The organism is Trichococcus alkaliphilus (genome assembly GCF_003008695.1).
Lineage (GTDB): Bacteria > Bacillota > Bacilli > Lactobacillales > Aerococcaceae > Trichococcus > Trichococcus alkaliphilus.
Genome location: NZ_PXZT01000005.1, coordinates 30,111 through 50,399, shown reverse-complemented (window position 1 = coordinate 50,399; position 20,289 = coordinate 30,111). Strand labels below are relative to the sequence as shown.

Here is a 20,289-nt window from a genome sequence, read left to right as displayed (position 1 = left end):
CTCTGGTATTATGTATCTAACAAGAACGAATGAAAGCGCATAATTTCAGTTTGTTAATTTGATTAGAGGAGTGATTATCATTAAGGAAAATCCATATCGGAATCTCTTTCATCTGGAACCTGATCGAGGACTCTTGAACGATCCGAATGGGCTTATTCAATTTCAAGGGAGATATTATTTTTTCCATCAATGGAATAGGTTTGGTTTGGATCACAGCTACAAGGAATGGGGAGCATTTACTTCGTCGGATTTGAACAATTGGGATCATTTGGGTTCAGCACTACTGCCCGACAGCAAGGAAGACAGCGATGGCGTCTATTCCGGAAGCGCCATTGAACATGACAACAAGCTGTATGTTTTCTATACCGGCAACACGAAGAACAACGGAACGCGAAAAAACTATCAAAGAATGGCCTGTTCCTCGAATGGCTGTACGTTCATCAAGAGCGAAAAGGTAATTGAAACGCCAAATGGTTTTACAGAGCATCACAGAGACCCAAAAGTGTGGCAGTCGGATGGAAAGTGGTGGATGATTGTAGGAGCGCAGACAATTGAACAAGTTGGTGCCATCAATTTGTTCAGCTCAACTGATTTAGAAGAATGGAAATATGAAGGGGCTTTCTATTCGGAACAAACGCTGGATCAGATGTGCGAATGTCCAGATTACTTCCAATTGGGCGATGCTGAAATTCTGGTGGTTTGTCCCCAAAAAAGAACTTCGCTATTAAATGGAAACGAGAACATTTCCAGCTATGCAGGCTATCTTGTTGGAACTTTTGAAAAAAATAACAAGCGTTTTCGCCCAGAGAGCGATATTATTTTGATAGATGAAGGTTTTGATTTTTACGCTCCGCAGTCTTTTATTGATGAAAAAAACAGAAGAATTCTGGTCGGATGGATGTCCCGCATGAATGATGCAGAAGAAAAGGACTGTCCAACAGCTGCTTTCAATTACTTGCATTGCCTTACGATCCCAAGAGAACTATTTTGGGAAAATGATCGTCTTTATCAACGGCCGTTGGAAGAGTTGAAAATGCTGAGGAAGAAACGAAATACGTTAACCGAAACCAGTGCTGCCTTTCTTTCTGACAGCGGTTCCTATGAATTGCATGTACAACTCGTCAATCAAACGACCCCATTAGAAATATCCATGAATAATGGGAATACTGTCATCTATTTTGATGGCAGATCCAAATTGGTCATAAGTCGCATAAACTGGGTTTCCGGCCAACGTGAACAAAAGGAGCTGCACATTCCCAAACTATTTGAAATTCAAATATTCAACGATTCGTCAGCTATGGAAATTTTTATGAATAAAGGTGAAAAAGTATTCTCCATGCGTTACTTTTGTGAAGAAGAACAGCGCGATATTTTTTATAAGGGTCTACAAGAAAATGGCTCAATCGATTATTATTCGTATAAGGAGGAAGTCTAATGAATAACAAAGAACTTGCAGAAAAAATATTGGCACTTGTTGGGGGAAGAAAAAATGTGAAGTCGGTTGCGCATTGTGCAACGAGACTTCGCATCATAACAAACGACAAAGAGGAAATCAATGTAGAAGGGATTGAGTCCCTCGAAAAAGTCAAAGGTAGTTTTTATAATTCTGGGCAATATCAGATCATCCTGGGGACCGGGCTTGTGAACAAGGTTTATGATGAATTTGCGCCAATGGTTGAAAACACTGGAAGTCAGGCGTCTGCTGATTCGCAAGAAGATCAAAAAATGACTCTTCAAGGTGCTATTCGGATTTTTGGTGATGTTTTTGTCCCGATCATCCCTGTATTGGTAGCGACAGGATTGTTTATGGGTCTCAGAGGATTAGTGACACAGGAAGCAATTTTGGGCCTTATCGGCTTAAGTCCTAGCGATATTCCGCAGCAATTTTTATTGTTCACACAAATTTTGACGGATACGGCCTTCGCCTTTCTGCCTGCTTTGGTGGCCTGGTCGACGTTCAGAATATTCGGGGGAACGCCCATATTGGGGATCGTTCTCGGTTTGATGTTAGTCAGTTCCGTACTGCCGAATGCTTATGCGGTAGGACAACAAGCAGCTGAGCCTTTAGTGTTTTTCGGTTTCATCAAAGTTGTCGGGTATCAGGGATCGGTATTGCCGGCCTTTGTCACGGGCATCATCGGTTCAAAAATTGAACGTGCATTGAAGCGGAAAATTCCGGATTCTTTGGACTTAATTCTTACCCCGTTTTTGACCTTGCTTCTTGGATTGATTGTTGCGCTATTCATCATTGGACCGATATTCCATGAGGTCGAATTGGGCGTACTGCATATAGTTGAATCCTTGCTGACGCTTCCGTTTGGTATTGGCGGATTGATTTACGGGAGCTTTGGACAACTGCTTGGCATTTTCGGTATCCATCATATTCTGAATTTCCTGGAAATAAGTATGTTGAGTCAAACTGGCTGGAACATGCTCAATCCTATCGGAACTTGTGGGAATATAGCACAGGCTGGTGCGGTTTTGGCTGTTGCAATCAAGGCAACCTCCCCAAAAATTAAACAAATTGCTTATCCATCAGCTTTTTCCGCGGCATTGGGGATTACTGAGCCAGCTGTCTTCGGGGTGACCTTACGACTGGTAAAACCGTTTGTGATGTCGATGATAGGCGGTGGTGTGGGTGGATTCCTGGCTTCGCTATTGAATCTGCGCGCAACCGGAATGGCATTGACAGGAATCCCTGGAACTTTACTGTATTTAAATGAACAATTGCCATTCTATATACTTGTCAACCTCGTAGCGTTCAGTGTCTCCTTTGCATTAACTTGGTTTTTTGGCTACAAGAAAGATGATACGTTCTAAAAACAGCTTATTGATGGCTGAAAATCTTCTGAACTGAATAACGAGTGTGAGAGCAAAAAAAAAACAGAAATCCCTTATCCGGATTTCTGTTTTTCATTTGACGTGTTTTATTTGATTAAACTCAATTCAATTGCCGCAACTTTTTCTTCGACGTAAGCTTTCACGTCGTTTTTTGGCATTTCCAACACGACAGCGAATTCGCCGTAAAGCATTTCTTCGGCTTTTTTCATGTAGCGTCTGTCGGTTTCAGAAACCTTTTTATTTTTTGTGGCTGCGATTTGGTTCTTGAGGTAAACTGTTTTGATCACTTGGATCAGGTATTTGCAATCATGACGTTCCATGGCTTTATCATAATGTTCGGAAAGCAGATTTGCACTGCTGTATAGGATATCCGTTTCGATTGACGGAATCTGTTCGATTATTTCTTGCGCGTCATCAGCCGAAATAACAGGACGCATAAATACCTTCGTATCAACGGGTGTGAATACTGTTCCGTTACGATACAGTGGCTTCAAAACATAATATAGACGATCATTTGCGACAGCCGTGACATTCATAACTTCGATCGCTTCGACTTTGCAGACCCCTTCGTTACCATATACTATCAAATCATTTACTTTGTACATTTAATCCTCCATATCTCTTCCAAAAGCAACAAAAAAGCGCGCAGATATTTGACAACAGGACTTACGTTTGTCAAAACTACACGTTGTATAGATATTATACCAAATTTTGACTGTTTTTGTAAGAGGCGATTTCAAATAAAGTTTTTGATATATGGCTTTCATTGTAAAATGCTGTTCAAAAAGAAAATAAAAGGAAATCCACGATCAAGTTTTGCTCACAGATTTTTTCGAAAAAATTGGACCGGAATTCCCGGTGAGAGTCCGTTCACCGGGATTCGGCCAGCAGAATAGGATCTCTTTCCCGGTGAAGCTAAGTTCACCGGGAAAGAGATGACAAAGCACAGCAAAATACGCGGTGAAGAGGTTCTCATCGGGTATTTTGCGCTATTCTAGGATTTTTTACAATGAGGGAATGTCACTCGAACAACTTTTTTCCATCGCTGGCGATGACATCCTTGTACCAGAAATAACTGTCTTTCTTGTAACGCTTGAGCGAAGGTTCGACGGCTTCTTCGTACTGGTCGACGTAGACGAAGCCGTAGCGTTTTTGGTAGCCGTTCAGCCAGCTGAGCAAATCGGTGAATGACCATGTGCAGTAGGCGAGCACTTCCGAGCCTTCTTCGATCGCCAGTTTGATCTCCTTGAGGTGCTCCGCCAGATAGGCGATGCGGTACGGGTCATGGATGCTGCCGTCCTCTTCGAGCGTGTCGAAAGCGCCGAGCCCGTTTTCGGAAATGATGATCGGCAGGTCGTAGCGGCTGGTGATGTCGCGGCAACCGATACGGATGCCGATCGGATCGATTGTCCAATCCCAATCGGTCGTCGGCAAATTAGGGTTCAGCGGATTCTTGTACAAGCCGGGAACGCCAGGGACAGTCATGGAACCTTTTTCGCCGGTCGTATTGAACACGCCGCTACTGTCGACGCCATCCAATGGGTTGTACTCGACCGTATCGCTTCGGTAATAGTTGACGCCCATGAAGTCGACGTGCTTGGCGGCTTCCGCCAACAATTCCGCATCGCCAGCTTCAAATTCAGGCGCCACGCCTTTGGTCTGGAGATACTTCATGGCAGCTTTCGGATAGCGCCCATAAGCGTAAACATCCATCCACCAATAGTTCTTCAGGTCATCGTAATCCATCTTGGCGACGACATTTTCCGGTTTGCAGTCGATGGCGTAGCTCGGATGCAGGGCGAAACTTGCGCCGATCATGCCGTCCGGAACCAGATCCTGGAAGGCGAGCACGGCTTCGGCATGCGCCAAGAACACGTTATGGTTAACTTGGTAATAGAGTTTTTCTTCGCCGCTCATTTTCGGCGGGTGCTGCGCCGTCATCCAGCCCATCCGCGTGAAGATGTTCTGTTCATTGATCGTGATCCAGTATTTCACTTTGCTGCCGTACGCCTCGAACAAGGTAACTGCGTATTTTTTGAAGTCGGCAATGATCTCCCTGCTTTCCCAACCTCGGTATTTTTCCTGCAGGAACAGCGGCAGATCCCAGTGATAGATTGTCACCATCGGCTCGACATTGTTTTCCAGGCACAGGTCGATCAGTTTATGGTAGAAATTAAGGCCCTTTTGGTTCACTTCATCCATGGAGGTAGGGAAAATACGTGCCCAGGCAATCGAGAAACGATAGGTTTTCAGGCCCATTTCCGCCATCAAGCGGACATCTTCCTCAAGATGATGGTAATGGTCGACCGCAACATCACCGTTTGTGTTTTTGTAGGTGGTGCCGGGCACTTTCACGAATTCATCCCAGATCGATGGACCTTTGCCGTCCTCGTCCCAAGCGCCTTCCACCTGATAAGCTGCCGAAGCGCTGCCCCACAGGAAATCCTTCGGAAAAGCATTTTTGTTTCCTTGCATCATAATCAAAACACTCCTTTTATATAAATTTGTATTTTAAATACCGGAAGGAATAAGAAAACTATTTGAAGCTAAGCATCCTCTATTAGAGGCTGGATTTTGGATCGGAAACCGGTGGTGTTCGCCTTTACCTGAAGTAAGCGTTCCTTATTTTTATCATAGTTTCGCGCGAACAGGGCAGCATACAGAATATCCAACACCAGCAGCGTGGACACGCTGGAAGAGAAGGTGCTGATTTTTGAGAACATTTTTTCCCAAGTGGCTATGTTCAAAACGATGTCGCACAAATCGCTGATGCTGTTGTTCCCGACACTGGAGATGCAGATCATCGGCGTCTCTGTAGCTTTCAGCAGCTGACAGATTTCGAGGATGTCTTTTGTTTCGCCTGTGTAGGAAATGATTAGAGCGACCCTGTCTTTGTTCGAGGTGGCGGCCTTGATGAGCTGCTCCTGTTGGCTGGTGGAGGTCGTGACTTCTTTGTTGATGCGCCGCATATCGAGCGTGAAATTATAGGCCAAATGCTGGTTTGATCCGACGCCATAAATGTCGATGAAGGTCGCTTGGTCGAGCAGATCAATGGCTTGATCGTATGTATCTTCATCCACCAAGGAATTGGTTTCCTTGACCGCATCCACGAAAAGCTGGGATAGATTTGAGGAAATTTCGGTGATACCGTCTGCTTTTTTGAACGGAAAATTGGCATCGATCGAAACCAGTGGACTGTCGATCTGTTGGACAGCGGCCAGGAATTCTATTTTGAAATCATTGTAGCCTTGAAAGCCCAATTTTTGGGCTAGACGCACGATGGTTGACGGGCTCGTGAAGGTTTTCGCGGCAAGATCTTTGGTTGTGGCATTTTTCAGGTCGTCCGGATTTTCAAGCAGAAAACGGATGATGCTGTTCTCCGAGTTCGAGAAAAAATGGCTTTGGTTCATCCTGCTGATTAGGTTCAGAAATATCACCCCCGTTTTGCCCCAATTATACCATTTGTCGATTTAAATGATGGGCTCTGTCTTAAAATAATGTTGATGATATATGATAAATTTAAAAGACCAGTGAAATTTTCACTGGTCTTTAGTTCGTAATATATTAAAAATGTTCATAATAATCTAATTATCAAATTTAAATTTTTCCCTATACATTTCCATCTGAAGATTGCCCATCATGAGCTAGCCATTTACAATCTGTTATCTCCATATTTGTAAATATTGCTTTAAACGATGAATTTTCTGGACTACAAGCATAAATACCAAATTGAATAGCACCATTACCTTTCCATATATGAAATATACGCATCTGACTATAATTAATTCCATCAATCGATGATTCTATACAATAATCATCCTCTCTTCGACTAAATCTATACCACATAGATTTAATAGATGCATCAATAACTGTAGTAGCCCAATCAGAATAGCCATTATTCGTAACAACACTTCCTAAATGTTGAAAATCTTCATTTTCATATTCAATAGAACATTTAAACCAATTTTCACTATCTAAATACATAACTACTCCACATTGGTCAAAACGATGATTGCTTTCAAATTCAGTTTTTACTATAAAAGAAAAGTATTTTTCATCAGTATTAATTTGCAAAACAGGAGCATTATCATTCCTAAAATTATAATATGTTCTTTGCCATAAATCAGTATGAGGTTCTGTAATAATTTCTATTTTATTTTCAGTAATACTATAGTTTTTAGGTTCTCTTATCCATTTTAAATCGTTAATATTAAATTCCATATTTTTCCTCACGTATCAAACCTCCGCAACTGTTTATACTTAAATTATACCCTAAATCAAAAGTTAAATAAAACAGAGCCAAATGATGAAATTATGTTTCAACAAATGCCCGTTAAAAAAGAAAAGATGCAACGGCATGCCAATAGCTGCCGAAAGCATTTACTTTTTTTGTCAGAAAATCAATAATGGAAGCAGATATAAGTGTTTAGACACAAATGACAAAGGTGGTAATGACAGTGAACAAAGCATTTCCAGAAACATTTTTATGGGGTGGCGCAACCGCCGCGAACCAATACGAAGGCGGTTTTGCTGAAGGTGGCAGAGGATTGGCCGCTTCGGACCTGATTACGGCCGGAAGCCATACATCTTCCAGAAAAATATACTTTACCGATGCCAATGGGAAAATGGATCACATTACTTTAGGGGAGTCGTTGCCACTGGGGGCGGAGCCGATCCTGAAAGAGGGCGAGTATTACCCAAGCCACAACGCAACCGATTTCTACCACCATTACAAAGAGGATATCGGGCTGATGGCGGAGATGGGGTTCAACAGTTACCGGCTGGCGATCTCCTGGACGCGAATTTTTCCGAACGGCGACGAGGAGGAGCCGAACGAAGAAGGGCTGCAATTTTATGATAATGTGTTCGACGAGTGCTTGAAGCATGGCATCGAGCCGATCGTCACCATCCTTCACTTTGATATGCCAGTGGGGTTGGCAAAGAAATACGGCGGCTGGGCAAACCGGAAAATGATCGATTTCTATCTTCGCTACAGTGAAGTGCTGTTCAACCGATACAAATCCAAGGTGAAATATTGGATTACAGTCAACGAAATCAATGTTCTGGGCGGTTTCTGGACCTTGGGAACCTATAAAAAAGATGACGCTAAAACGGAGACGAAGGGTCCGATCCTTCCAACCAAATATTTGCCGGAGGAAGCAGCGGGCAAATACCAGGCTTTGCATCATCTGATGGTGGCAAGCAGTTATGCGAACAAACTGGCCCATGAAATGATCCCTGACGTTAAGATCGGAACCATGTTGGCCCTGTCCGGCATTTATCCGAATACGTGCCATCCAGACGATGTCTTCGGTGCATATCTGTTCAGACGGAGAGCGTTGTTGTTCTCGGATGTGATGATGCGGGGCTATTATCCGGCTTATGCGAAGAGCATTTTTGATGAATATGATTTTGAACTGAAATTTGAGGATGGCGACGAAGAAATATTGAGAAATCACCCATCCGACTACCTTGCGTTCAGTTACTACCGGACAACGGTATACGACAGAAACTCCGACATCACCACGACAACCGGCGGCCAGCAAGGACAAGCGAATCCGTACCTAGAAAAAACGTCGTGGGGCTGGCCGATCGATGCGAAAGGCTTCCGTTTTGTCCTGAACGAATTGTATGACCGCTACCAGAAACCATTGATGTGCGTTGAAAACGGGATGGGTAACATCGACACGATCGAAAATGGCGAAATCCATGACGACTACAGAATCGCTTATTTGCGTGACCATATTTCGGCGATGCGGGATGCGGTCACAATCGATGGCGTTGATTTGATTGGGTACATGCCATGGGGCTGCATCGATCTTGTTTCGGCAGGCACAGGCGAAATGAAGAAGCGTTACGGCTTTGTCTATGTCGATCTTGATGACGCCGGCAAAGGGACATTCAACCGGATCAAGAAAGACTCATTCTACTGGTACAAATCAGTGATTGCTTCGAACGGCAGCAAGTTATAATTACTGAACACAAAGAAGCTCTTCTACCGACTGGTGGGAGAGTTTTTTTTGTGTTGGTGGTGGATTTTGTGGAGTGAATTGTCGAATGTACGTGATGTATTCGGCAATTTCGCCTCGAATCGGACCGATCGGAAAGACGGATTTATTTGCATGACATTAAAATGAATATCCCCGAAGTGGACACTTACTGGTTTTGATATACAATAAGGAGAACGACTATACAAACACGGAATCAATAATAGGCTCATTAGACCATATGATTCCAGTAACACATATAATTCATGGAGAGTGCAGCTGATGAAAGTTGAAAACCTGGATACTTTTTTTGAAAATCGCCAAAAGATGGTTTCGTGGAAAGAAATCAAGCATATCGCTTTTGATGACAAGGAAGTCGTCGATGGCGTAGAGATTTACCGTTTCCGCTTCAATATGGATCGCACGCTTGACCAAGTGAATGATAGTCTCAATGTTTCACAACAAGCTTATGGATCGTTTGTGCCTTGGCATTTCCATGATTATATGGAAATCATGTATGCCTACAAAGGTTCCTGTGAAGTATTGCTCGTGGATGAAAGGATTTCTTTGAACGAAGGAAACCTCTTGATTATTGATAAGAGGACCTGCCATCGCGTGGAAGAGGTAAAAAAGGGCAATATCATTTTGAATTTGGTCATCAAAAAAGATTATCTGACCAAACATCTGTTGAACCGTCTGTCGAAGAACAGCCTGATCACACATTTTATGCTGCAGTCGATCAAGAACAAGAAGTTTGAGAAGAGCTATCTGATGTTCCTGACCAAAAAGCAGGACGAACCGGTACATCTGCTGGATAGGATTTTGTTGGAATACTATAATCTACGGGAGTTTTCAGAAGAAATCATCGATTCCTGCATGGCTTTGTTCTTCATCGAGCTGATCCGAGGGCATTTCATCGAAAAAGTCACGAAACCTGAGAACAAAGCAGCCGACAAATATACGACCATCGATTTCCTTCAGTACATCGAACGAAATTACCAGCACGACAGCCTGAACAAGATGGCGGCGCATTTCAATTACCATCCGAATTACCTATCAAATCGACTGAAGAACGAAATTGGCAAAAGCTACATGGAGTTGCTTCAGCTCCAAAAGATGGCGGTTGCGACCGTGCTGCTTTCGAGCACCGATCTGACTATTGAAGAGATTGTCTCGGAAATCGGCTATTCTTCCGTCTCGTTCTTTTACAAGAAGTTTAAGGATTTTCATGGCGAGACGCCGCAGAAATTCCGAGCGAATCTTTGAAAAGAGGAATTTCCTCTTTTTTTTTGTGATTATCTATGATGGAAGCGCTTGTTATCATTAGACTATCAAAAGACAGGAGGAATTATAACATGAAGCATTTTATCAATTTTATGGAAAACCGGTTTATTCCAGTCGCCACAAAGATTTCCAATAATAAGGTAGTCCGAGCAGTCAGTGGCGGAAGCATGACCTTGATGTCGATCATCATCGTCGGTGCGATTTTTTCTTTATTGAACACCATCAATATTCCCGCTTATCAGGAATTTCTGGCTGCTACAGGACTGTCGACTCTCTTCGCCTTTGTACCGGCAATGACGATCAACGCTATCGGCCTTTACATGGTATTCTTTGTTGCATACCAAGGCTCCATTATCTATGGTAAAAAGGATGGTGCGGTGAATGCAGCTATCTTAGCGCTTGTCAGTTTCTTGATGCTGATTCCATTAACAGAAGTGATGGAAGAGGGGGCATTCCAACCAATCATTTATTTGAACACAGCCTACCTTGGATCGAGAGGCGCTTTCACTGCGATCATCACTGGTCTGTTGGTAGCGAAAATCTATCAAATTTTGATCGATAAAAATTGGACGATCAAGATGGGGGAAGATGTGCCGCCGCAAGTTGCTAAAGCGTTTTTGGATATCATCCCGGCCTTTATTATCTTGACTTTATTCGCGTTGGTACGGTGGGGCTTTTCTTTGACCAGCTTTGGCTCTGCCACTGATTTCGTCTATGCGAGCCTGCAGACACCGTTACAGAATTTGACCAGTTCTCTTCCGGCCTTCATTATTCTGGTTTTGGCCGCACAATTGCTTTGGTTCTTCGGCATTCACGGTTCTTACACGATATTGCCTATCCTGATGCCGATTTGGATGGGATATATCCAAGACAACGTCGCAGCTTACCAAGCAGGTTTGCCGATTCCACATATCTTCAATATCGCTCTTTATGATCTGACAGTGATAGGAGGAGCGGGTTCGACATTGGGCTTTGTGATTGTCATTGCTCTTTTTGCGAAAAGTCAGCAGTACAAGAAGTTCTCAAAGCTGGTGCTTTTGCCGGGAGTATTCAATATCAATGAACCGCTGATCTTCGGTATGCCGATCATTTTGAACCCATTGGTATTCGTGCCTTTCATTTTCACACCAATCATCATGCTAGTTTTAGGATATGCTGCGATTGTTACCGGCCTAATGCCTGCACCGATGGGTATTTTTATTCCGGCAAGCACGCCGATCGTCTTCTCCGGGTTGATGCAGGGCGGCTGGAAAATCGCGGTATTTCAAGTTTTTGCCGTTGCGTTATCAGGGGTAATCTATTATCCGTTCTTCAAACTGATGGATAAGCAAGCCTTGGCAAATGAGCGTTCAGCAAGCACGAACAGCACGCAAAATCAGGAAGTCTTCAGTATGAGCAATATTGAAAGCAATGAGGGTTGATGATGAAAAATACAGACTTGAAGAATTTTATGTTCGGCGTTTCCAGCTCGGCTTTCCAAATCGAAGGCGCAGTCCAAACAGGTGGCAAAGGATTATCGACCGTTGATACCCGTTTTGTCAGACCGGGCATCGCCGACACCAGTGTAGCGAGTGATTTCTATAATCACTGGGAAGAGGACATCGAACTGCTGCGCGAACTGGGGGTAAACTCCTACCGTTTCTCGATTTCCTGGACGCGGATCTTCCCGGATGGCGAAGGTGAATTGAATCAGGAAGGCTTGGATTTTTACATGAGAGTCATCGATCGCTTGCTCGAATACAAAATCGAGCCGGTCGTCACAATCTATCATTTTGACCTGCCGCAGAAATTGGTGGACCGATATGGCGGATGGCTGGGAAGGGATACGATTTACGCCTACGAAAAGTATGCCAAAGCCTTATTCGAAGCATTCGGCGACAAGGTCAAGTACTGGATCAGCATCAATGAGCCTTTGATGGTGATGTATTCGAAGGATTTCAATGGCATCCGAGACCTTGAGGAAAAAGCTTATGAACGGGCAAACTATCAGATCATGTACCATATGGCGCTTGCCGAAAAATTGGCCTTCAAATGGTGCCATGAAAAGGTTCCTGGTGGAATGATCGGGCCTGCTTCAGCATTTGATAATATTTATCCGGCTTCTGCAGCTCCGGCTGATGTCGAAGCCGCGATGACGGCGGAGGAATTGTTGAGCTTCACGCTATTGGATCTTTCGGTCCGCGGCAGTATTCCGGCACGCATTGCGCACATGCTTAAAAAACAAGGGCTTTACCCTCAAACGCGTGAGGAAGACGAGTTGCTGTTGCAGTCGGAGAGTGCGGACTGGATCTGTATCAATTATTACTTTAGCCTTTGCGCCGAGGCTTACTCGGGTAAGGATGACAGCAATATGCCGCCGTTTTTCCGATCGGATCAGTACCGGATTGTACCGAATCCGGAAGGTGCCAAATCGGAGTGGATGATCTTCGGAACGGATCCGACCGGTTTGAGGCTCTCCATCTATAAATTATGGCAACGCTATAGTCTGCCTCTGATGATAACAGAAAACGGGTATGCGAACAGTGATACCCTGGAGGAAGATGGCCGCATCCATGACGAAATCCGGATCGGCTACCTGAAGGAGCATCTGGATCAATGCTTCCAGGCAGTGGAAGAAGGCATCCCGCTTTTGGGCTACTCGCCCTGGTCGTTCCTGGATTCCCTGAGCGGAAGGGAAGGGTTCGCGAAACGGTACGGATTGGTCTACGTCGACCGCACGGACGATGACCTCAAGGATCTGAAACGCTATAAGAAAGACAGTTATTACTGGTATCAGAAATTAATCAGTGATTGTAACAAATGATAAATGCAAAAGACCGAGAAGATTTCCATGTGGAATCTTCCCGGCCTTTTTGGTGTAAGAAAATTATAATATTCCATCAAAGAGTGATATTATTTTTACAAGGAGTGTGATGGAACATGGGCGAGGATCTTGAGTTGGTTATGATTTTGGCTAGCATCGGAATTATAGCAGCGTTTGGGTATCTGGTCTTTAATTGGGTCTTGAATCTGACCGCCGTGGAGGTTACCGAAAAAGCCAAATTGATCGGGAAAGATACGGAGAACGCGAGTCACATGAACGGCGATTCATTGATGACGACAACAACCTATGTGTTGACCTTCGAAGCGGACGGTGGCGAACGCATCACTTTCCGTGTCGGCAGAGGAGTATACCGGAAATATTTCATCGGAGATTATGGGCGGCTGACATACAAAAGAAAATGGTTCAGACAATTTGAACGGATTTGAGCTGACTTCGTCTTATTTTGTTGCGGGGCAACTTGACTATCCATTTTTCCTGTAGTAGTCTGTATTAGTATAAAAAAACAGAATAAGACAGTTCGAAACCATCCTGTCTCAAAATAAAACTAGGACCTGACTGCAGCTTATTTGAAGCGGTCGTTTGTTGATGGGCATAGTGTGCCCTTTTTTTGTGCCAAAAAATATAAATGCTATGCATATTTCGAGGCCATTTAAGACAATGAAAGTTCTGGAACGACGGATCGGCAGAACGGCAGCAGCGCCTGAAGAGTGGCGCTGCTGCAGGTCATCTTTAGGGGGAAAAACAAACAGATGTATATTTTAAAAACAGAACACAGCTTCGACAGCGCTCATTTTCTTGCTGGTTATGAAGGCAAATGCGCAAACATCCACGGCCACAGATGGCGGGTCGAAATCGAGGTTCAAGCGGAAGAATTGGTCGCATCCGGCCAACTGGACGGAATGGTAGTGGATTTCGGGGATTTGAAAAAGGACCTGAAGGCTGCCGTGGATCACTTAGACCACGCGCTGATCATCGAGCAGGGGACCATGCGGGAAAAAACGCTGGAATGCATCAAGGAAGATGGTTTTGTCGTCATCGAATTCCCATCCCGTCCGACAGCCGAAAATTTTGCCGCTCATTTCTACAGAACGATGGCTGGCTTGGGCTATGATGTGAAGCGGGCGACCGTTTATGAAACACCGACAAACAGCGCCTCTTATGAAGAAAGCGGGGTAAGATAAATGGTATTGCAGGTAGTTGAAAAATTCGTCAGCATCAATGGAGAAGGCCGTAGGTGCGGGCAATTGGCGACCTTCATCCGCTTCGCGGGTTGCAATCTGAACTGTGGCTATTGCGATACCGCTTGGGCAAACGACAGAAAAGTCGCATTTGATCCGATGACGGCCGAGGAAGTTTATGCCTACATCAAGGAAACGCAAGTCACGAATGTTACCCTGACCGGGGGAGAGCCACTGCTGCAGCAGGACATGGGAGCACTTCTGGAGTTGCTGTCGCAGGATCCGGAACTCTATGTCGAAATCGAGACGAACGGCAGCGTGTTGTTGAGTAAATTTTCGGATTTGGAAAACCCGCCGAGCTTCACGATGGACTACAAGCTTCCTTCCAGCGGGATGGAGCGGATGATGGCGTTGGAAAATTTCAATCATCTGACTGAGAAGGATACGGTCAAATTTGTATCGGGAAGCATGGCGGACTTGGAGAAAGCCCGTGAATTGATCAACAAATACAAACTTACCGAAAAAACCAGCATTTTTATCAGTCCGGTGTTTGGTGATATTGAGCTGGAAAGCATCGTTGATTTCATGAAGGACAACCAGATGAACGGGGTCAACATGCAGGTGCAGCTCCACAAAATCATTTGGGATCCGAATGAGAGAGGGGTTTAAGATATGGCAATTGACGTACAAGCGATCGAAGAGCATATAAGAGGTATCCTGATTGCCTTGGGCGACGATCCCACAAGAGAGGGCCTCAAGGATACGCCGAAACGTGTTGCCAAAATGTACGAGGACGTCTACAAAGGGATGTGCTACACGAACGACGAAATCGCTGAAATGCTGAACACCACTTTTGAGGATGACTTGGCCTTGGGAAATGCCGAAAATGACTTGGTCTTCATGAAGGACATCGAAATATTCAGCCACTGTGAGCACCATATGGCATTGATGTACAATATGAAGGTGGCCGTGGCCTATGTTCCCAAACAAAAAGTCATCGGCTTAAGCAAAATTGCCCGGATTGCCGATATGGCGGGACGAAGGCTGCAGCTTCAGGAAAGAATCGGCAGCGACATCGCGGAAATCCTGCAGAAGATCACCGAATCGGAAGATGTGGCCGTCATTATCCAAGGCGAGCACGGCTGCATGACCACGCGTGGCATCCAGAAACCGGGCGCGAAAACCATCACAACCACGTTGCGCGGACGCTTCAATACCGATCCGATGCTGAACAATAAGCTGATGATGCTCTATACGAAAGATAGTTAGAATCAGTTTGGATGAGGTTAATTGGTGATGGGTGGTTGAACGGAGGATAGAGGGGCGGACGGCTGAACGCGTCCTGATCTCCGGCGAGGGTTCTATCACCGGAGGACAACAACGATAGCCGACTTCAAATCCTGCGAAGACCGTTTGACAGGAGAAGAACGAGATAATCAAGATCCCAACTCCGTCCAAGGCTGCTCTCACCGGAGGACGGAGTAATTCAGCCAATCATGAAACAAAAACACAAGTGTCCTGGCAATACGTAGCCAGGACACTTGTGTTATTTTGTTTTTCCGCTATGAAATGAATGCTAATCCCATTCTGCCGAACAGCAGTAACGTTTCGATGATGACCATCAGACTGCCGATTCTGAACAACCAAGCGTTCACGATGCCATCCGCGCTGCACAAGCCGAGGCGGATGCCGCCGGGCAGCGGATAGAATAGCTTCACGCGCTTATGGTTCAGCATGTCGATCGCGATATGTGACGCCATCGCAACCGCAAAATAAGGGACCAAAAGCGGAGACAGAATATAGACCGCCAGGCTCAACAAGGCCAGTCCGAGTATGGAGTGAAGAAACGACCGATGCGGTTGTTCCTTTCCGAAGATGCAGATACCCAAGAAAATGACGGTCCCGAAAAAGATCCGCGAGTAGGAGCTGTCGTTCAGGATGGCGGCGAAGATCCCGAGCGACCATCTGGACTCCGCGAAGGCCAACAGGACCGATACCGCCAGGATCAAACCAAGAATCCAGTCCAGTGTCTGATGGGATTCTGAGGTGCTGACATCGATGTCGCTGATGACGGACCCGACGATCGCTACGCCCAGACAGATAAATAGTTCTTTCAGCGTGGAGGGTTGCGTAACCAGCAAGCTGGCGGCAGTCCCAATCGCTACGTGTGTTTTTCCAGTCATGTTGAATCCTTTCAAAAATAAAATAAGTAAGAACGTTTGTTCCTACCGTTGTTATCATATCCGATTCAGGACCAAAAAGAAACAAAAACCTTGCGCGATCAGATGATTCACGATCCGACAACGGATGTTCTGTTTTAGCTATCAAGCTTGTTCGATTTTGCGTGTTATCCAAAAAGTAAGTAAGATGGTACTCTTTTCTTATCAAATTTTAATAAACAGGGGGAACAGATATGCCAAATCAATTATTCAAAGTGACATCGACCAGTTTGCACGAAAATTACCAGGTGATCAACAAAGCCAGGGGCAAGTCCATCGTGCTGGATGAGCCGGAAGCATTCGGAGGTACGGACATCGGATTGAGCCCGGTGGAGGCATTGCTTGCCGGATTGGGCAGCTGCAAAGCCATCGCCGGAAGAATGTTTGCGGAAAAGCTCGGCATCAAACTTCATGAACTTGAAGTTGAGGTGAGCGGAAACCTGAACACGGACGGATTCTTGGGCGATGAGAATGTCAAAATCGGATTCACTGACATTCATGCGACATACCACGTCAAAGCCGATAATACCGAAGAGGAAATCAGCCATTTCGTGGAATTTGTGGAATCGCATTGCCCAGTCGGCGATACCTTGATCAATCCTGCCAGCATCAGCTTTGATACCACAATCATTTGAACAAATTAAACGGAAAAGTGCCCCAATCGATGCGCAAATTTGCATCGATCGGGGCACTTTTTTAAACTATCAAGCGATAATGCAGAATCCTAGTGTCCGCCGTGTCCGCTTGGCAGCGAACTGTTCGGATTTTCGAAAGCCAACCCGAGTGCATCGGAGACGGCTTCCATGATGCTGTTGCTGCTGAAGGTCGCGCCCGATACGGCATCGACTTCGACTGCTTGGGCGGCGAGGATTTCCTCGATGACGGTGGTCCAGGCGCGGTAGAAAAATTGGTCATCGTCCTGTTTGGAGGTTTCAGTGATGTCGGTTATCTGTCCGTTTTGGACGGTCACTTCAACAATCGTTTCGCCGCGGAAGCCGGTTCCGCTGCCTGTATAGACGCCATCCGCATACTGCCCTTCGGCAACGCTGCTTGATGCGCTCTCCTCTGAACTGTATGCAGCCGATTCCTCGCTGGCACTGGTATCAGCTTTAGTCGATTCGCTTGCTGTGGAGGCTGTGGCTGTTTGTCCGGAAAGGGCATCGGCGACTGCATCCATGATCCCTACGCTGCTGTAGGTGGCACCCGTAACGGCATCCACATCGGTACTTTGCGCTTGGATGATGTCGCCCGTGATCACACTCCAACATCTTTCGAAGAATGAAGGTGTATCGTTGTTAGAAACATCCTCGATGGCGGTTATCAGTCCATTTTCAACTGTGACCGAAACCGTGATCAACCCTTTGAACCCGCGCGCGCTGCCTTCGTAAGTGCCGTCCTGATACTGGCCGCTGTTTTTTTCAGTGGAAGGCTGTGTGGCAGCATCGGCAATCGTCGTTGTCGCTTGAGCGGATTCGAAGTCCATCGGGCTCACGGTAATCGTCCCGAGATAATTCAGCCCGACGATGCTTGTCGCCGCTACGGCTCCCAGAGTCTTACTGTTCAATTCCAACCCTAAAAATTGCATATTGCAGTTTTTCATCGGGCAGCCGGTCACGCATTGGCCGCACTCGATGCATTCGCCGGAGCGGGATTTATCCGTTTTGTAAAGCGGGATGGACATGGGGCAGTTTTGCGTGCAAAGGCTGCAGTTGCGGCAATTCTCTCTGGGCTTCTTCATCGTCAGCATGCGCGGCAGGGATATCAGGCTGAGGATTGCGCCTGTCGGGCATAAGTAGCGGCAGAAGAATCGCGGAACGAAGAAGGAAGCAACCAAAATGCCGATCAAAAGGACTGTCGCAATCAGGAAAGATGTGAACAGCAGATCCAAGTTTTCCAGAGAAACCAAAACCCCAAAGGCGTCCAAAGGATTGAGTCCTTGTTGAATGGCGACGATCTGGAGAACCCAAACGAAAATGATGGAGAAAAGCAGGAGAATGTATTTGACCAGCTTCAGTTTGCTGTCTGTGGATTCCCCGATTTGATGTTCCTCGATTTTCAGTCCGTTGCGGATGGAGGTCAGCAAGTCTCCGAGGCTGCCCATCGCGCAGATCCATCCGCAAAAGAAGCGGCCGAACAGGAGGGTGAGGGGATAGACGGACAGGACGACAACGAGGTCGTAGCTGTTCGTCTGCAGTGAAATGCTGCCGGCAAGGAGCGCCATCACCAGGGCTTTTGTGCTCGAATAAATCTGGATGAAGAATCCGGGCAACAGGATGAAGCAGACGAGCTGAACAATCCTCCTGACGAAGTTGATTTTTTTGAACTGGCGCATTTTTCGTTTTAGTTTATTTTTTCTTTTCGGGTCCATGGTATCATACCTTCCTTTTCAGCATTTGAGTGAAGCCTTCCGTGGCAAAAATCTCCCGGTTCGTCAAGATGAACAGGGCGTGGCAGCCCGTTTGGTTAGCCAATTTGGCGCCTTCATCGGGGCCGAGCACGAACAGGGCTGTCGACAGGGCATCCATATCGATGGAGCGGTTGCCTATGACCGTCACGCTCAATAAGGAAGAATTGGCCGGGCGGCAAGTCCGCGGGTCCAAAATATGATGGTACCTTTTCCCATCGCGGATAAAGAAGCGTTCGTTCACTCCAGACGTGACCATCGTCTGATTGGTCAGCTCGACTGTCCCGATGAACGCGCCGCGCTTCGCCAATGGATTCTGGACGCCAATCTGCCAATGGTCACCGTTTTGTTTTTCTCCAATCGTAGCGATGTTGCCGCCGAAATTGATCAGGGCGGAACTGCAGCCATTTTGAACGAGGTGGTCTCTGGCCTTATCGGCGGCATACCCTTTCGCGATGCCGCCCAGGTCGATCTGCTGGCCGGCCTTCTGAAGCATGGCTGTGCCGTTTTTCTGGTCCAGGATGAGGCCTTTGTAATCGACAAGTTCATGGAGCTGATCAAGATTCTGACTGTCAGGCACGAAATGCCCCTTTTTACCGATTCCCCAAAGCGCGGTTGCGGGGCGGATGGTGATGTCAAACACTCCTTTGGAAAGGTTCGAAAAATCTTGTGCTCTTTTTAACATGAAAAACGTTTCTTCATCGATTGCGACGGGCCGGATACCGGCTTGCGCTGATATTTTGGCAATTGCACTTGTGGGCTGGAAGGCTGAAAATTTGGCTTCAATGGCTTCGCACAAGGCCCGGCAATCTTCCAACAGCGGCAAGCAATCCTCCTCTATCATAATCTGGTTGTAGGTACCGAAAGCTTGGAACGAAATCTGCATGGAATCACCATTTCTTTTGAATTTTCTTTCGTATGTATTTATTGTATGCCTCTGAGAATGACGATTCCCCGAAAAAAAGACGTAAATTTGCGGGAAAAATGGAGCAGGGTTCTTTATAACAGTAGAAAAACATTCAAAAAATGAATATCGGAACCAACATAGTTTTGGTGTTGCTTTAAGGGCGTTGCCGAGAAACTATTGACATGTTCCAACAAAACATTATTTTTATGCAAAATTAATAATTAGTGGTAAAATGACTATAGGCTATAAAAAGGATGTAAACAAAAAATTTTTAGGGATAATTCCTTTGGAAGTAATTGTAAACGCTTACTTTTAATGAGGTGAGTAATTGCTATAGGGACAACTTCTCTGCTCGCCGGAACTTAAGTATATGGAGGCGTGGCAGCGAATTGACATAGTCATAGCAAATTAACGAAAGGGAGTGAGACAGATGTTATGGACAATTGCAGTTGTAGTATTGGTTTTATGGTTGCTTGGTTTCACCTTGCTACCGGCGGCTGGTTCGCTAATACACATTCTTTTGGTGATTGCGGTCATTCTGGTAGTAGTGCAGTTGGTTAGCGGCAAAAAATTATAAGATTTCACAGTTTATGCGTGAAGGGCGGTGCGCTCTGCTTTTTGGGACGTGGCGGATGTTTATGGATA

The 20,289-nt window shown here is 45.7% G+C and carries 19 protein-coding genes; 12 read left to right on the top strand and 7 right to left on the bottom strand.

Features of this window, described 5'->3' with window-relative positions; all coding sequences use genetic code 11:
* The first annotated feature begins 70 nt into the window (after positions 1-70).
* Complete coding sequence (locus C7R73_RS06005; protein WP_275658092.1) at positions 71-1,435, top strand: glycoside hydrolase family 32 protein; 1,365 nt, start codon at positions 71-73, stop codon at positions 1,433-1,435.
* Positions 1,435-2,820 (top strand): PTS transporter subunit EIIC, encoded by a 1,386-nt coding sequence (locus tag C7R73_RS06000; protein ID WP_106449618.1) that lies wholly within the window; start codon positions 1,435-1,437, stop codon positions 2,818-2,820. Before C7R73_RS06005 ends, C7R73_RS06000 begins: the two co-directional genes overlap by 1 nt.
* Before the next feature lie 107 nt (positions 2,821-2,927).
* Here the strand turns inward: C7R73_RS06000 and C7R73_RS05995 are convergent, their stop codons facing one another.
* From C7R73_RS05995 to C7R73_RS05980, 4 genes are all read right to left on the bottom strand, one after another.
* On the bottom strand, positions 2,928-3,446 hold the full coding sequence (locus C7R73_RS05995) for a CarD family transcriptional regulator (protein ID WP_106449617.1): 519 nt from the start codon (positions 3,444-3,446) through the stop codon (positions 2,928-2,930).
* A gap of 415 nt (positions 3,447-3,861) precedes the next feature.
* Positions 3,862-5,319, bottom strand: coding sequence for a glycoside hydrolase family 1 protein (locus tag C7R73_RS05990; RefSeq protein ID WP_106449616.1), 1,458 nt, complete (start codon positions 5,317-5,319; stop codon positions 3,862-3,864).
* A gap of 68 nt (positions 5,320-5,387) precedes the next feature.
* Positions 5,388-6,251, bottom strand: a complete 864-nt coding sequence (locus C7R73_RS05985) for a MurR/RpiR family transcriptional regulator (RefSeq protein ID WP_106449615.1) — start codon at positions 6,249-6,251, stop codon at positions 5,388-5,390.
* Positions 6,252-6,450: 199 nt separating this feature from the next.
* Positions 6,451-7,062: a DUF1349 domain-containing protein gene (locus tag C7R73_RS05980; RefSeq protein ID WP_106449718.1), complete on the bottom strand. Its 612-nt coding sequence runs from the start codon at positions 7,060-7,062 to the stop codon at positions 6,451-6,453.
* A gap of 230 nt (positions 7,063-7,292) precedes the next feature.
* Between C7R73_RS05980 and C7R73_RS05975 the strand changes: the two genes are divergently transcribed.
* From C7R73_RS05975 to folE, 8 genes are all read left to right on the top strand, one after another.
* Positions 7,293-8,813 carry a glycoside hydrolase family 1 protein gene (locus C7R73_RS05975; protein ID WP_106449614.1) on the top strand — a complete coding sequence of 507 codons (1,521 nt, stop codon included), beginning with the start codon at positions 7,293-7,295 and terminating at the stop codon, positions 8,811-8,813.
* 297 nt (positions 8,814-9,110) lie between these two features.
* Entirely contained in the window at positions 9,111-10,094 is a 984-nt protein-coding gene (locus C7R73_RS05970) for an AraC family transcriptional regulator (RefSeq protein ID WP_106449613.1), read from the top strand.
* Positions 10,095-10,183: 89 nt separating this feature from the next.
* Complete coding sequence (locus tag C7R73_RS05965; protein WP_161525874.1) at positions 10,184-11,533, top strand: PTS sugar transporter subunit IIC; 1,350 nt, start codon at positions 10,184-10,186, stop codon at positions 11,531-11,533.
* 2 nt (positions 11,534-11,535) lie between these two features.
* Entirely contained in the window at positions 11,536-12,915 is a 1,380-nt protein-coding gene (locus C7R73_RS05960) for a glycoside hydrolase family 1 protein (RefSeq protein WP_161525873.1), read from the top strand.
* Between the two features lie 116 nt (positions 12,916-13,031).
* Complete coding sequence (locus C7R73_RS05955) at positions 13,032-13,361, top strand: DUF2500 domain-containing protein (protein WP_106449610.1); 330 nt, start codon at positions 13,032-13,034, stop codon at positions 13,359-13,361.
* Between the two features lie 324 nt (positions 13,362-13,685).
* Positions 13,686-14,117, top strand: coding sequence for a 6-carboxytetrahydropterin synthase QueD (gene queD, locus C7R73_RS05950; RefSeq protein WP_106449609.1), 432 nt, complete (start codon positions 13,686-13,688; stop codon positions 14,115-14,117).
* A complete protein-coding gene (gene queE / locus C7R73_RS05945) occupies positions 14,118-14,783 on the top strand; it encodes a putative 7-carboxy-7-deazaguanine synthase QueE (protein ID WP_106449608.1) in 666 nt (221 codons plus the stop codon). It abuts the gene before it with no gap.
* A gap of 3 nt (positions 14,784-14,786) precedes the next feature.
* A complete protein-coding gene (folE, locus tag C7R73_RS05940) occupies positions 14,787-15,383 on the top strand; it encodes a GTP cyclohydrolase I FolE (protein ID WP_106449607.1) in 597 nt (198 codons plus the stop codon).
* A 293-nt stretch (positions 15,384-15,676) separates the two neighbouring features.
* Here folE and C7R73_RS05935 read toward each other — a convergent pair whose 3' ends face one another.
* On the bottom strand, positions 15,677-16,297 hold the full coding sequence (locus tag C7R73_RS05935; protein WP_106449606.1) for a metal-dependent hydrolase: 621 nt from the start codon (positions 16,295-16,297) through the stop codon (positions 15,677-15,679).
* A 230-nt stretch (positions 16,298-16,527) separates the two neighbouring features.
* Here C7R73_RS05935 and C7R73_RS05930 point away from each other — a divergent pair, with 230 nt between their 5' ends.
* A complete protein-coding gene (locus C7R73_RS05930; RefSeq protein ID WP_106449605.1) occupies positions 16,528-16,968 on the top strand; it encodes an OsmC family protein in 441 nt (146 codons plus the stop codon).
* An 89-nt stretch (positions 16,969-17,057) separates the two neighbouring features.
* Here the strand turns inward: C7R73_RS05930 and C7R73_RS05925 are convergent, their stop codons facing one another.
* Together C7R73_RS05925 and C7R73_RS05920 are read right to left on the bottom strand one after the other, a co-directional pair.
* Entirely contained in the window at positions 17,058-18,701 is a 1,644-nt protein-coding gene (locus C7R73_RS05925; RefSeq protein ID WP_106449604.1) for an FMN-binding protein, read from the bottom strand.
* 4 nt (positions 18,702-18,705) lie between these two features.
* Positions 18,706-19,623: an FAD:protein FMN transferase gene (locus tag C7R73_RS05920; RefSeq protein ID WP_106449603.1), complete on the bottom strand. Its 918-nt coding sequence runs from the start codon at positions 19,621-19,623 to the stop codon at positions 18,706-18,708.
* Between the two features lie 451 nt (positions 19,624-20,074).
* On the opposite strand from C7R73_RS05920, the gene C7R73_RS05915 reads away from it, so the two are divergent.
* A complete protein-coding gene (locus tag C7R73_RS05915; RefSeq protein ID WP_106449602.1) occupies positions 20,075-20,221 on the top strand; it encodes a lmo0937 family membrane protein in 147 nt (48 codons plus the stop codon).
* The last annotated feature ends 68 nt before the right edge of the window (positions 20,222-20,289 follow it).